At 31.8% G+C, this 14,104-nt stretch carries 18 protein-coding genes; 11 read left to right on the forward strand and 7 right to left on the reverse strand.

Translation table 11 applies throughout. From position 1 onward, the window contains the following. Positions 1–42 precede the first annotated feature (42 nt). From PQF96_RS04070 to PQF96_RS04085, 4 genes are all read right to left on the reverse strand, one after another. Positions 43–441: a rhodanese-like domain-containing protein gene (locus PQF96_RS04070; RefSeq protein WP_271765172.1), complete on the reverse strand. Its 399-nt coding sequence runs from the start codon at positions 439–441 to the stop codon at positions 43–45. Positions 442–446: 5 nt separating this feature from the next. Next, a complete protein-coding gene (locus tag PQF96_RS04075) occupies positions 447–758 on the reverse strand; it encodes a rhodanese-like domain-containing protein (protein WP_271765173.1) in 312 nt (103 codons plus the stop codon). Positions 759–897: 139 nt separating this feature from the next. Further along, entirely contained in the window at positions 898–1,524 is a 627-nt protein-coding gene (locus tag PQF96_RS04080; protein WP_271765174.1) for a thioredoxin family protein, read from the reverse strand. A 37-nt stretch (positions 1,525–1,561) separates the two neighbouring features. Continuing rightward, entirely contained in the window at positions 1,562–2,083 is a 522-nt protein-coding gene (locus tag PQF96_RS04085; protein ID WP_271765175.1) for a TlpA disulfide reductase family protein, read from the reverse strand. A gap of 239 nt (positions 2,084–2,322) precedes the next feature. Here PQF96_RS04085 and PQF96_RS04090 point away from each other — a divergent pair, with 239 nt between their 5' ends. The 11 genes from PQF96_RS04090 to PQF96_RS04140 all read left to right on the forward strand — a co-directional run bounded on the left by PQF96_RS04090 (position 2,323) and on the right by PQF96_RS04140 (position 12,082). Then, positions 2,323–2,781 carry a MarR family winged helix-turn-helix transcriptional regulator gene (locus tag PQF96_RS04090; RefSeq protein ID WP_143916060.1) on the forward strand — a complete coding sequence of 153 codons (459 nt, stop codon included), beginning with the start codon at positions 2,323–2,325 and terminating at the stop codon, positions 2,779–2,781. 35 nt (positions 2,782–2,816) lie between these two features. Further along, positions 2,817–3,383: a YceI family protein gene (locus PQF96_RS04095; protein WP_143916038.1), complete on the forward strand. Its 567-nt coding sequence runs from the start codon at positions 2,817–2,819 to the stop codon at positions 3,381–3,383. 226 nt (positions 3,384–3,609) lie between these two features. Continuing rightward, the gene (locus PQF96_RS04100) at positions 3,610–5,007 is read left to right on the forward strand and encodes an anthranilate synthase component I family protein (RefSeq protein WP_271765176.1); all 1,398 of its coding nucleotides are present in this window, start codon (positions 3,610–3,612) and stop codon (positions 5,005–5,007) included. A gap of 26 nt (positions 5,008–5,033) precedes the next feature. Further along, positions 5,034–5,606: an anthranilate synthase component II gene (locus PQF96_RS04105; RefSeq protein WP_109438913.1), complete on the forward strand. Its 573-nt coding sequence runs from the start codon at positions 5,034–5,036 to the stop codon at positions 5,604–5,606. A gap of 88 nt (positions 5,607–5,694) precedes the next feature. Next, complete coding sequence (gene trpD / locus PQF96_RS04110; RefSeq protein WP_271765177.1) at positions 5,695–6,690, forward strand: anthranilate phosphoribosyltransferase; 996 nt, start codon at positions 5,695–5,697, stop codon at positions 6,688–6,690. Between the two features lie 89 nt (positions 6,691–6,779). After that, positions 6,780–7,562 (forward strand): indole-3-glycerol phosphate synthase TrpC, encoded by a 783-nt coding sequence (gene trpC, locus PQF96_RS04115; protein WP_271765178.1) that lies wholly within the window; start codon positions 6,780–6,782, stop codon positions 7,560–7,562. Then, complete coding sequence (locus PQF96_RS04120; RefSeq protein ID WP_271765179.1) at positions 7,559–8,692, forward strand: SDR family oxidoreductase; 1,134 nt, start codon at positions 7,559–7,561, stop codon at positions 8,690–8,692. The genes trpC and PQF96_RS04120 overlap by 4 nt, the downstream gene beginning before the upstream one ends. A 2-nt stretch (positions 8,693–8,694) precedes the next feature. After that, positions 8,695–9,384: a phosphoribosylanthranilate isomerase gene (locus PQF96_RS04125; protein ID WP_333967947.1), complete on the forward strand. Its 690-nt coding sequence runs from the start codon at positions 8,695–8,697 to the stop codon at positions 9,382–9,384. Between the two features lie 11 nt (positions 9,385–9,395). After that, complete coding sequence (gene trpB, locus PQF96_RS04130; protein ID WP_271765180.1) at positions 9,396–10,577, forward strand: tryptophan synthase subunit beta; 1,182 nt, start codon at positions 9,396–9,398, stop codon at positions 10,575–10,577. Positions 10,578–10,706: 129 nt separating this feature from the next. Beyond that, entirely contained in the window at positions 10,707–11,468 is a 762-nt protein-coding gene (gene trpA / locus PQF96_RS04135) for a tryptophan synthase subunit alpha (RefSeq protein WP_271765181.1), read from the forward strand. Between the two features lie 23 nt (positions 11,469–11,491). After that, entirely contained in the window at positions 11,492–12,082 is a 591-nt protein-coding gene (locus PQF96_RS04140; protein WP_271765182.1) for a DUF1287 domain-containing protein, read from the forward strand. A 46-nt stretch (positions 12,083–12,128) separates the two neighbouring features. On the opposite strand, the gene PQF96_RS04145 is transcribed toward PQF96_RS04140, so the two are convergent. The 3 genes from PQF96_RS04145 to PQF96_RS04155 all read right to left on the reverse strand — a co-directional run bounded on the left by PQF96_RS04145 (position 12,129) and on the right by PQF96_RS04155 (position 14,021). After that, on the reverse strand, positions 12,129–12,566 hold the full coding sequence (locus tag PQF96_RS04145; RefSeq protein ID WP_160114376.1) for a hypothetical protein: 438 nt from the start codon (positions 12,564–12,566) through the stop codon (positions 12,129–12,131). 164 nt (positions 12,567–12,730) lie between these two features. Further along, entirely contained in the window at positions 12,731–13,477 is a 747-nt protein-coding gene (locus PQF96_RS04150) for a hypothetical protein (protein ID WP_271765183.1), read from the reverse strand. A gap of 1 nt (position 13,478) precedes the next feature. Beyond that, complete coding sequence (locus PQF96_RS04155) at positions 13,479–14,021, reverse strand: HD domain-containing protein (RefSeq protein WP_109438923.1); 543 nt, start codon at positions 14,019–14,021, stop codon at positions 13,479–13,481. Between the last annotated feature and the right edge of the window lie 83 nt (positions 14,022–14,104).

Consider the following 14,104-nt stretch of genomic DNA (forward strand, 5'->3'; position numbering starts at 1 on the left):
TTATGGGAAGCATCTCTTATTTTATATATTTAGTAAAACAGTTTATTTTACGATCTGTTTTCCTTTAAATTTCCATTCTGTAATTCCCCCATCCAAGTCATAAATTTTAGTGAACCCAGCCTTTTTCATATATGCAGAACATTTACCGCTTCTTCCTCCTCGTCCGCAATATACCGCTACAGGTTTTGTTTTATCTACTTTGGCTATAAGGGCTTCAAAATTATCATCTCTAAAATCAATATTTGATGCTCCATCAATATGTCCATCTGCATACTCACCAGGAGTTCTCACATCAATAAGCTGTACTTTTCCCATTTCTAATAGTGAATCCATTTCTTCAACTGTAATTAACTCTACTGTAGAAGATTTATCTTCAACTTGTTTACAATTAAAAAGTAATAAAGAAAAGAAAGTAACTAATAAAAAAGGTTTAATTCTCATATATGTTATTCTGTGGTCTCGCCTTCCCATGCCATAAAACCTCCAATTAGGTTATATGTGGTCTCGAAACCCATTTGATTCATTAATGCACATGCTTGTCCACTACGCGCTCCAGAGCGACAATAAATATAATAATTTTTAGATTTATCTAATTTTTCAACCTCATCAAGAAACTCTTGCCCCAGACGAATGTCTATATTTAACATTTTTGGTATAAAACCTTCTTCTACCTCTTCTTCTGTTCTTACATCCAAGATTACCGCATTATCATCATTAACAATACGTTCTTGCCATTCTTCTTGAGTAATATCTGCCATTATAAAATATATTCTACGTAAAAATTAGACTCCTGTTATTTATATTCCTTACAAATATAAAGAGTACTTCATAAAATGTATAAAAACTATACATTCATTTATAAAAAACTTAAAAAAAATAAAAATTATAGAAAGAGTTCTACGCTTTTATACTACATCCAATAGCTTTTGTAATTTCTACGGGTACTTTTTCTCCTTTAAGTAAAGCATTTACTGCATCCTCAACATATTTTTCGGTGGCAGAAGAGGCATCTTTGTAGTTATTATCAATAGCTCCTATATATCGAACAATATTTCCTTTATCAGTTTTCTCAAGAACATATACATGAGGTGTTTTGGTTGCACCATACTGAGGATATATCTTTTGGCCATCATCAAAAAGGTAAGGAAAAGTGAAACCTTTATCTTTTGCCCGTATGATCATATTATCAAAACTATCATCTGGGTAAGCTTTTGGATTATTAGGATTTATAGCAATAACGGGATATCCTTTGGTTTTAAAATTCTTGTCCAAAGCAATAATTCTATCCTCATAAGCCACAGAGTATGGGCAATGATTACATGTGAAAATCACAATAAAGCCCTTAGCATCTTTATAATCAGCCAGTGCAATATCGGTATTATCAATATTTTTTAGTTTAAAATCTGTAGCTATGTCTCCAATTGAATATCCTCCATCAGTTTCAGGATTAGATACTTTGTCTATAGCAAAAGCACTTATAGCAATAATAAAAGCTACTCCAACAAGAATTTTTAACGTTTTCATATGCATTTAGATTTACAATAATAGTTAATAAAGATATTTAAAGCATTTTTTTGAGCTCTTTTTCCAATTCATTATAGGTAAAAGATCTTTCATAAAAATTAACGGTTCCTCCTTTGTATATAATTGTAGCTGGTATAGAACCAGACCAATTCTTACTTACTTTTGGTATCCAATTATTAGCATCTGGATCATCCAATAGGACTACCTTACTTTCTATTTTTTGTTTTTTAACAAAAGGAATTAATTTAGACTCTACATGCTTAGGCAAATCCAGACTTACCAAAATAACTTCTACTTCATCATCAGGGTACCTACTATTAATCAACTCAAAATAAGGGAGTTCTGCTACACAAGGTTTACACCAAGTAGCCCAGAAATTAATAACCCTAGTTTTTTCATCATTAATCGTTAATAAAGGTTTGAAGCTTTCAAAATCATACACTGGTATTTCTACTCCTTTACTTTTAAAAACATCTTTAGCATCAAGAGCAATTGTCTGCTCTCCTTTACAGTTAGCAAAAAATATAACCAGCACTATATATAAAATCCATTTTAACATGACGCCAATGTATCAAAACCATTGTTTAGGGAAAAGAAAATTAACAAGGTTTCCATCTTTTATCTAAATATTTTCAGAATTTTTCACAAATGTTTAACCTAATAGTAATACTATTCTTAATGGCAATAATACTATTTAACCTTGCTTTAAATTTAATTTTAACAAAGAATTAATATCATTTTATAATTTTAAAAAGAAAAACCGACATACATTTGTACATACAAATATTGTACATACAATTGAAAATAGAAAACATTATAAAGACAGAAGTTGAGCTTCCAATTTCCAGAAAGGCAATAGTTAATCTACTCTATACCGAAAATTGGATAATGGAAAAAATCAATCTTGAATTAAAGACATATGACATCTCCATTCAACAATTTAACGTATTGCGTATTTTAAAAGGTCAAAAAGGCAAACCCGCTAACCTTTCTACAATACAAGAAAGAATGGTAAGCAAAATGAGTAACACGACAAGATTGGTTGACAAGCTTATTCACAAAGGGTATGTAAAAAGAGATACTTGTCCGTCTAATAGAAGAAAAGTTGAAATTACTATTACTCAGGAAGGAAAAACATTTATAGATAACATAAGTCCGATAATGACCACGTTCGAGGACCAGCTAACATCAAATCTTTCAAAAGAGGATTTGACACATCTCAATGAGCTCCTCAATAAACTAAGAGATATAAATTAATCATTAACTATATATAACTATTTATTTTAAAAATCATGAAAACTAAACTTAAAACATTAATCTTAGCTATTGCAGCTATAGCTACCACTTCTACTTTTGCACAAAAAAAAGAAGTTAAAGCTTCAGAAAGTACAATCAACTGGACTGGTAAAAAAGTTACTGGATCACATACCGGAACACTTAATTTATCTGAAGGCTTTCTTGTATTTGACGGAGAAAATATTACCGGAGGAGAATTTACTGTTGATATGACCACACTAAAGGTTACAGATCTTGAAGCAGGGCAAGGAAAAGAAAAACTTGAAGGACACTTAAGTTCTGATGATTTCTTTAGTACCGCAAATCATAAAACAGCAAAACTAGTGGTAAAAAAAGCTAAAAAAACTGATAAAGGCTATAAAATTGCAGGAGATTTAACTATCAAAGGAAAAACAAACCCTATCGATTTTGATTTGGCCATTAATGGTAATGCTGCTTCTACTACGCTTAAAGTAGACAGAACCAAATATGATATTAAATACGGATCTGGAAGTTTCTTTGACAATTTAGGCGATAAAGCGATCAGTGATGAGTTCGAATTAGCTGTTAATTTAAAAATGTAAAATTTTATAGCTTCAAATTATAATTAATTTATATATTTGAGCCAAGAAATAAAAAATGAAAGTAATCTTAACAAATAATTGGTGGTGGTTATCTCAAAACGAAAACGTCGTGAGATAGTTCCTGTTATTATGTTAAGTAAACATATCAAAGGCTTGTCAAATCACGACAAGCCTTTTTTTTGTTACCTAATCAAAGACTTTAAATTATAAATCAGTAAAGTATAAAATGAGTTATAAATTAACCACACATTTCAAACAAATCCTGGCAGACACCTTTACTCCAGTAAGTGTTTATCTAAAGATTCGAGATCGTTTCCCCAATAGCTTACTATTAGAAAATAACGACTATCGAGGCAGTGAAAATAGTTTTTCTTATATCTGTTGTAATCCAATTGCAAATATCAAAATAGAAAACGAAATTATTTATCAATCTTTCCCTGATAAAAGCATTAAAGAAATTCCTATTACAGAAGACACTAATATCCCTGAAATTGTTGAACAATTTGGTAAGCAATTTGAAACCACAAAAAGTAACTTCAAATTTATTAACAATGGTCTTTTTGGATATATAGCATATGATGCTGTTCGATATTTTGAAGATATATCGATTTCTAAAAAAGAAGGTGCGCTAGACATTCCTGATTTACAATACACAGTATATCAAAACATTATTGCTATTAGTAATTTTACCAATGAAGCCTATATTTTTGCACATTGTTACGAATCTGAAAGTAATATCTCTGAAATTGAATCTTTACTTAAGGTTAAAAACTTTGCTTCATATAATTTCGCTACTATAGGAGATACAACTTCAAACCTTAACGACGAACAATATAAAGAACATGTAACATTGGCAAAAAAGCACTGCCTAAGAGGCGATGTTTTTCAGTTAGTACTGTCCAAGCGCTTTTCGCAGAAGTTTAAAGGAGATGAGTTTAATGTATATCGAGCACTACGAAGTGTTAACCCTTCTCCGTACCTGTTTTATTTTGATTATGGAGATTTTAAAATATTCGGAAGTTCTCCTGAGGCTCAATTGGTGGTAAAGGATGATATGGCAGAAATTCATCCTATTGCCGGAACCTTTAAACGTACAGGAAATGATGAACAAGATGCAGAATTAGCAAAAAAATTATCTGAGGATGAAAAAGAAAATGCAGAACATGTAATGTTGGTTGATTTGGCACGCAATGACCTAAGTCGCAACGGAAGTGATGTTACCGTAGAAACCTATAGAGAAGTTCAATTTTATTCTCACGTAATTCATTTGGTGAGTAAGGTCACTGGTAAAAAACACCAGGATACAACTACCATGCAAGTTGTAGCTGATACCTTTCCTGCAGGAACTTTAAGTGGGGCACCAAAGCACATGGCCATGCAACTTATAGAAAAATACGAGACCGTAAATCGTGATTTCTATGGTGGAGCTATTGGTTTTATGGATTTTTCGGGAAACTTTAATCATGCTATTATGATTCGTACTTTTTTAAGTAAAAATCACCAATTACATTGGCAAGCTGGAGCTGGATTGGTTAACGAATCAAACGAAGAAAACGAATTACAGGAAGTATATAATAAATTAGGAGCATTAACCAAAGCATTAAAACTTGCTGAAGAAATATAGGAGCTTAGAAACTCCAAAATCAAAAAATGAGTAAAAAAATATTAGTAATAGACAATTACGATTCATTTGTATACAATCTGGTTCATTATTTAGAAGATTTAGGTTGTGAAGTTATCGTAAAACGTAATGATCAGTTACGATTAGAAGATGTTGAACAATACCAGAAAATCTTACTTTCTCCAGGCCCTGGTATACCCGAAGAAGCTGGTTTATTAAAAGACATCATTAAAACGTACGCCAATACCAAAAGTATTTTTGGAGTCTGTCTGGGGCAACAAGCTATAGGCGAAGTTTTTGGCGGGGATTTAGTCAACCTTGAAAATGTATATCATGGTGTTGCTACAAACATCACATTATCAGTAAAAGATGAACCTCTTTTTGATGGGTTAAATGAAAACTTTGATGTAGGTCGATATCACTCATGGGTAGTCGCTGATCAAAACTTACCAGACTGTCTCCAAGCAACATCTTATGACGAAAATGGTCAAATTATGTCTTTACGCCATAAAGAATTAGATGTACGTGGAGTACAATTTCACCCAGAATCAGTATTAACTCCTGATGGAAAAAAAATACTGGAAAACTGGATAAAGGATTAATTTTTTCATGCTCTCAATAATGAGAGACTCAATATTAAATAATAAAAGAATTTCTGCTTTTGTAGAAATGATAAGAAATAATTTTTAGATGAAAAATTTACTAAATCGATTAATCAATCACGAAACCATCTCTAAAGAAGAAGCAAAAGGTGTTTTGGTCAATATTTCTAAAGGAGAATATAATCAAAGTCAAATTGCATCATTCCTTACAGTATATATGATGCGTAGTATTACTGTAGAAGAATTGGAAGGATTTAGAGATGCCTTACTAGAACTTTGTATTGCTATAGATTTAAGTGAGTATAATCCGGTGGATCTTTGTGGTACAGGTGGTGATGGAAAAGATACTTTTAATATATCAACGCTTTCTTCTTTTGTTTCTGCCGGAGCAGGAATTAAGGTGACTAAACATGGTAATTATGGAGTTTCGTCTAAATGTGGAAGTTCTAACGTGATGGAACATCTCGGTATTAAATTTAGTAATGATAAAGATTTTTTAAGACGAAGTATTGATAAAGCTGGTATTTGTGTCCTACATGCTCCATTGTTTCATCCTGCCATGAAAAATGTAGCACCAATTCGTAAAGAATTAGGTGTAAAAACATTCTTTAATATGCTTGGCCCTATGGTAAATCCAGCATTTCCTAAAAATCAGATGGTTGGAGTTTTTAATCTCGAACTAGCAAGAATGTACGGGTATTTATACCAAAATACAGATAAAAACTTTACTATAATTCATGCATTAGACGGATACGATGAAATTTCTTTAACAGGAAGCACAAAAACCATTTCTAATCGTACAGAAGGAATGTTAACACCACTGGACTTTGGAGTATCCGCATTAAGACAAGAACAAATTGCTGGTGGTGATTCAATAGAAGAATCTGCTAATATATTTATGAATATTCTAAGTGGCAAAGGCTCAGAAGCACAAAACAATGTGGTTTGTGCTAATGCAGGAATGGCAATTGCTACAGTTAAAGGCCTTGAACCAAAACAAGGGTTCGAAAAAGCAAAGGAGGCACTACTTTCTCTAAAAGGACTTGCTGCATTGAAAAAAGTACAAGAGCTTAGTAAAAATTAAGAAAACAAATTTTGTTTTTCAGGATAAACTGGAATTTAAATACTAACTATAATTAAGAAGATCCTGAAACAAGTTCAGGATGATAGGAAATGAACATATTAGACAAAATAATAGCCGATAAACACAAAGAAGTAAAGCTTAAAAAAAGTTTAATTCCGGTTACGCAACTTGAAAATTCTGTATTGTTTGAGCGTAAAACAAATTCGTTAGCAAACGCATTACGAACTAGTGCTACAGGTATTATAGCAGAACACAAGCGCAGGTCTCCTTCTAAATCTGTAATTAATCAAAATGTAAGTGTCCAAGATGTTGCAGAAGGATATGAAAAAGCTGACGTATGTGGAATGTCTGTTTTGACCGATGGAAAGTATTTTGGAGGTTCTTTGGATGATCTTCTTTTAGCAAGATCTTCTGTTAAAATGCCTTTACTTCGCAAAGAATTTATCATCGATGAATATCAACTATTAGAAGCTAAAGCCCATGGAGCAGATGCCATCTTACTAATTGCTGCAGTATTAACACGCGATCAGATTAAATCCCTATCAGAATTTGCAAAAAGCTTATCTCTGGATGTGTTATTAGAGGTTCATAATCAAGAAGAGCTTCAGAAATCGATTATGCCTTCATTAGATATGTTGGGAGTAAATAACAGAAATCTAAAAACCTTTGAAGTGAGTACCGATATCAGCAAATCACTAAGTACGCAAATACCAGATGATTTTGTTAAAGTTTCAGAAAGCGGAATTAGCAGCATCGAGGCCATAAAAGATTTAAAACAATATGATTATAAAGGTTTCTTAATTGGCGAAAATTTTATGAAGACAGAAAACCCGGGAGCTAGCGCTATAGAATTTATAAAACAACTAAAATGAATACAATATTAGTAACTGGAGTAACAGGAAATATAGGCTCACATGTATTGTTTGAACTACTGTTTGATTTGTATTCAAAAAGTGAAGAGGCAACTATCTATGTCTTGATTCGTAAACAACCTAAAAAATCTGCAAAACAACGTTTATTAGACGAAGTTTTTACAGAACAGCTTATTCCCAAAAAAATAGTTCCTTTCTATAAAGAATACTTAGAAAAATACATCCACGTCATTGAAGGAGAAATCAACAACTTTATACTTCCCGATGATGCGGGAAATGATTTGATCGTATATCATTTAGCTGCTTCAGTAAATTTAAGCAATACCGAAAAAGCAAAAAACGAAATTGCTCATGTAAATTATGTCAATACACAAGCATTTTTTGAGACTATTAAATCGAGAACAAAAAAATTAGTCTTTGTAAGTACAGCTTTCTCCAGAGGTGAAATAGAAGGTGAAATTACCGACGATTATCACTCTGTTACAAATTTTGATTTTAGAAACTTTTACGAAGCTTATAAAATGAAAGTTGAAAAATTGATCTTACAAATTGCCAAAGAAAATAATTTCAGTTGTACCATTGCCCGTCCAAGTGTCGTATCCGGAAGACTTATTGACTATCCAAAATTTGTAAGCAGTCGATATATTGTATTCTATGCTATTGGTGAGTTCTTCAAAAAAATAAAAAAGACACATCCAGAGCTGGGAAAAGTTAGAATGGTATTAAACATGGATGGAGGACTTAATATTGTCCCCGTAGATTATGTGGCCAAAGGAATCATTCGTGCAACAGATATCGATGAAGAGCAACTCAATATTACATTAACTCAAAATGTTCCAACACAACATATTATCAAAAGTATTTTACAAAAATGTGGTGTAGAGATTGAATTGGTTGATGAAGAACCAAAAGACAAAACAAGGATTGAAAAATTATTTTATAAAACAATTGGTAGTCAATTGGTAAAATATTCAACATCCAAAAAACATAATTTTGAGTCTAAATTGATAAGAGAATTACTAGCTGATATTGAAGAACCTAATATGCTCGATAGCTTTAGTGAGGTATACAATTTTGCTCACAATATTAATTTTGATAATAACAATATTAAATTAGAACCAAATCTTTAACATTGAAAACTAAAAATATAAAAATAAAGGTTTGTGGAATGAAGTTTCCCGAAAACATTAAGGATGTTGCTCTATTACAACCAGACTATTTAGGGTTTATTTTCTATGAGAAATCTCCAAGAAATTTTGAAGGAGGTATCCCTAATATTTCAGAAAAAATCAAAAAAACTGGAGTTTTTGTGGATGCTTCTATCGATTTTATTATCAAAAACGTAAAACAACATGATTTCAAAGCTATCCAGTTACATGGTAATGAAAGTGTTGAATTTTGTATTGAGCTTAAAAATGAGCTTAATAGCCCTGACAGGTTTTTAAAACCTATAGGGTCTCAGCATATAGAATTATGGAAAGTATTTTCTATCAAAGATCAATTTGATTTTGATATCCTAAAACCATATGAAGGAATTGTAGACTGCTTCTTATTTGATACCAAAGGCAAAGAAAAAGGTGGTAATGGATATGTTTTTGATTGGCGGGTTTTAGAAGGATACTCTTCTTCTACTCCATTTATTTTAAGTGGCGGTATTGGTTTAGCCGAAATTGATGCTGTTCAAAATTTTCTAAACAGACCAGAATCTAAATACCTATATGCCATTGACGTTAATAGCAAGTTTGAAGATTCACCTGGATTAAAGAATACAGAAAACATAAAAAAATTTAAAAAACAAATAGTATCACTCTTAGGAGAATAAAAAATTATAGTATGACTTATCAAGCAAATGAAAAAGGATATTATGGAGATTTTGGAGGAGCATATATTCCCGAAATGCTATATCCTAACGTAGAAGAATTAAGAACTACATATCTCGATATTATGAATGAACCTTCTTTTAAAGAAGAGTTTAATCAATTACTAAAAGATTATGTGGGCCGTCCATCTCCTTTATATTATGCTAAACGACTTTCAGAAAAACATAACACAAAAGTATACCTAAAGCGTGAAGACCTTAATCATACTGGAGCTCATAAAGTAAATAACACCATCGGTCAAATACTTGTAGCCAAAAAATTAGGTAAAAACCGAATCATTGCAGAAACCGGAGCTGGACAACATGGGGTTGCTACTGCAACAGTTTGTGCCTTGATGGGGGTAGAATGTATTGTTTATATGGGAGAAATTGATATTAAAAGACAAGCTCCTAATGTGGCTCGTATGAAGATGCTTGGTGCAGAAGTAAGACCTGCTAAATCTGGAAGCAAGACGCTTAAAGATGCCACCAATGAAGCAATACGAGATTGGATCAATAACCCTGTAGATACGCATTATATTATTGGTTCTGCTATTGGCCCACATCCCTACCCAGATATGGTGACACGATTTCAATCTATAATCTCTGAAGAAATCAAATGGCAATTAAAAGAAAAAGAAGGAAAAGAACATCCTGATTATGTAGTCGCTTGTATTGGGGGCGGAAGTAATGCTGCAGGAACATATTATCACTTTCTGGATAACCCAAACGTAGGCATTATTGCCGTTGAAGCAGCCGGAAAAGGAATACATAGTGGAGAAAGCGCAGCTACATCTCAACTAGGTAAAGAAGGTATTATTCATGGTTGTAAAACGCTATTGATGCAAACTCCTGATGGACAAATTACAGAACCTTATTCAATTTCTGCAGGGCTTGATTACCCTGGCGTTGGACCTTTACATGCGCATCTATATAAATCTGGACGAGGAGAATTTTATTCCGTAACAGATGATGATGCCATGACTGCCGGGTTAGAACTATCACAATTAGAAGGTATTATTCCTGCTATAGAAACCTCTCATGCATTGGCTATTTTTAATGATAAAAAATTTAAGCCCGATGATATCGTTGTGATCAGTCTTTCTGGCCGAGGAGATAAAGATCTTAATACATACATAGATTATTTTAAACTGTAAAATAGTTTATTTTATCTATTTCAAAAAAGAATTAAAACTTGTCATTCCAGCCTTGACTGGAATCCACAATACAAACTAAAGAATGAAAAGATTCTCTCCTTCGAGAGAATGACATAAAATAGAACTTTTATGAACAGAATTAATACAGCCCTAGAACAAGACAAAAAAATACTTTCTATATATTTTACTGCCGGATACCCATCACTTCATGATACTACAAAAGTGATTCAGGATTTAGAAAAAAATGGAGTAGATATGATAGAAATCGGATTACCTTTTAGTGATCCCTTAGCCGATGGACCAACTATTCAGGAAAGCTCTACCATAGCGCTAAAAAATGGTATGACGACTTCTATTCTATTTGACCAGCTAAAAGATATTCGAAAAACCGTAAATATCCCTTTAATCATAATGGGGTATTTTAATCCAATGATGCAATATGGTATAGAGGCATTTTGTGCCAAATGTCAAGAAATAGGTATTGATGGGTTGATTATTCCAGACCTACCAGTAGCAGAATATCATGAGCATTATCAGGAAACATTTGAAAAATACGGATTAATTAATGTATTACTTATTACTCCTCAAACTTCTGATGAACGAATACGATTTATCGATAGTGTCTCTAACGGTTTTATATACATGGTGAGCTCTGCAAGTACAACAGGAGCCAAAAACACCTTTGGAAACACACAACAAAAATATTTTGAGCGTATCCAATCTCTTAATTTAAAAAACCCACAAATTGTAGGTTTTGGGATAAGCAATAATGAAACATTTATGCAGGCCACTAAAACAAGCCAAGGAGCTATTATTGGTTCTGCTTTTATAAAACATTTGACTCGCCAAGGAGTAGATAAGATTGGAGATTTTGTAAAAGAAATACGATAACCATCCTATAAAAAATAATTGATATGCTCATTAAAAAAATCACAACATCTGTACTCCTAATTATAATATCATTACAATTTAGTTTTGGGCAATCCGATTTTAAAACCAGATTATCCAATGCCGGATTAGAATTAACAAAACAAGAAGTTACTTATGATCCTGCTTATTTCTCTATTGATTATCCAAATGGAGATGTCCCTAGTGATAAAGGAGTCTGCACAGATGTCGTGATAAGAGCATATCGAAAACTAGATATCGATCTACAAAAAGAGGTACATCTGGATATGAAAACTAATTTTAATCTATATCCAAAAAACTGGGGATTATCTAAAACCGATAAAAATATCGATCATAGAAGAGTTCCTAATCTAATGAAATTCTTTTCTCGATTTGGAAAAGTAAAACCTATTTCCAAAATATCAGATGATTATATTCCTGGAGATATTGTCTGTTGGAATCTTGGTGGAGGAATTACTCATATCGGATTAGTTGTTGACAAAAAATCTGCTGATAAAAAACGATATATGATTGTTCATAATATTGGCAGTGGTCAAGTATTAGCTGATTGTCTTTTTGACTATAAAATTATTGGTCATTATTCTTACAAAAAGTAGTTTTCAAAATTCTAAACCTTAATCTAAGCACATCTGTATTGTATCTTTAATATTCGTAAAGTATTTGCTCGTCCCAAAACTCTAGATTTAAAAGTACTTTATTACTATCTACTATTCGAATTGGTCTTAAATCAAAAGAGTATGTTTTTGAAATAAAAGCATTGCATAACTCTTCGTTTTTAAGCAGAATTCTTAGGTCTCGTTGTTCTGGATTAGATTCGGCAACTCTATTAGCATCTACCAATTCAGTTACCCAGGTTTCACCACTACAACCTCCAGATCCGATGATAACTTCTAAACAATCTCCAGTTATCTCAACACTTTGAATTGAAAATACAGAAGATTCATTATTCTTATATTTTAGAATATCTATACTAGTTATTTGGTCACATTTAGAATCTATAAATTCATCATTATCATCTGAATCACTACAGGACACAAATAACATCAAGAAAAGGCAGAAAATTGTAAAGATCTTTTTCATGTTCTTCTTTATACCAAGATGATGAAATCTAGAAAAGGTTGTGTGCAAACTCATATTTTATTCTCGGTTTAACACATAGTAAGTTTAAAGATTTGTGTGATTTATCAAATAGATCGCAATTTTTGGATTAAAATCTATTTTTTATTTATAACATTATTCTTGTTTCATTCAATATCAGGTGACCAATGAGGATCTAAGGATTTACCATGTCCTTTAGGACACTTTCCATATCCAAAAGAACTAGAACTCCAGTGTTTACTACAGTAAAATTCACAGCAACTATCACAATAGCCAGCCATATCATAAAATTGATCTCGTATTTTACTCGCAATATATGGTTTTGTAAATGCATCAATTATCCTCAATTTTCGTTTCAAATTGATAGCATCTCCAATCTCTCCATTATTTCCTCCCGGGCCAGAATATAGTAAATAAGTAGCATCAAAGTTTCTAATTTTTTTGTATTGATTTAATTTTTCATTACTCCATTCATTAGCTCCTTTAGGATATAGATTTGGTTCTACAATTTCAATTTTGGCAACTGAATTATTACACTCCGAACACATGGGTTCAAAACAGATTGACTTTATATTAAGTTCTTCTATTCCTTGACTTAATGAAACATCTATTTTCTTAACGAGTCGATATTTTTTCTTATCAAATTCTTCTTTATGTTTTTCATCATGTGAGTATTCTTTAACAAGTTCGATTACCCCTTCTTCACATAGTTTTTCTAAGTCATCATAAGAGATATCGTTTAAGGAAAAAGATTCAGGCTTTCCATTGATTTCGAGAAACCAGGGATACCACATTACACCCCAAAATTCCCAGTGATATTCAAATTCAAAACAATTAGCCTTTTCACATTTTTCTCGGATTTCAGAAATTAAAACATGTAATCTTTCATTCATTCTAAAGTGCTTTAATCATTTCTTCATATTCGCAAATTTTCGTTTCCAATCTTTTATTTAAATAATCATTCTTATTTTTTAGAGTAGATGAGATTAGCTTTGCTTCATTACAATATTTAATTATTTTATCTTTACTCCAATGTTGTGGTGGGGTTTGTAAATTTGTTATTCTATCAGCAATTTTAACAAGACCAACCTCTTTTTTTAATTTATTTATGCGAGTTAAGCTATCTATCATTTTTTCCTCTTTGGACACTAACTTTTCATCTTTTGTTAATGCGCAAACCGCTTGAGCAATAGTTTCATTAAATTCTTTTTTAATTTCATCAAAATCTGCTGTTGTATCTTCAATTGTATCATGTAATATAGCTATCTGAATCGCAAAATCAATATCAAAAGTTTTATCAAAATTATATGCAATTAATACTTCCATAGCAACATTAGAAATATGTAACAGATAATTAGAATTTGTTCCTGGGACTTTCTGCTCACTGTGTTTTTCGCCAGCAAACTTCATTGCTTTTTGATATAATTCTTGTGTCATTTTATTATTTAACTTATAGTGGATAGCCTCTACTGCATTATAGGTTTACATCTCACAGGGAATAAACAAATTAAGCAAACCTT

This window comes from Aquimarina algiphila (assembly GCF_947494415.1).
GTDB classification, from domain to species: domain Bacteria; phylum Bacteroidota; class Bacteroidia; order Flavobacteriales; family Flavobacteriaceae; genus Aquimarina; species Aquimarina algiphila.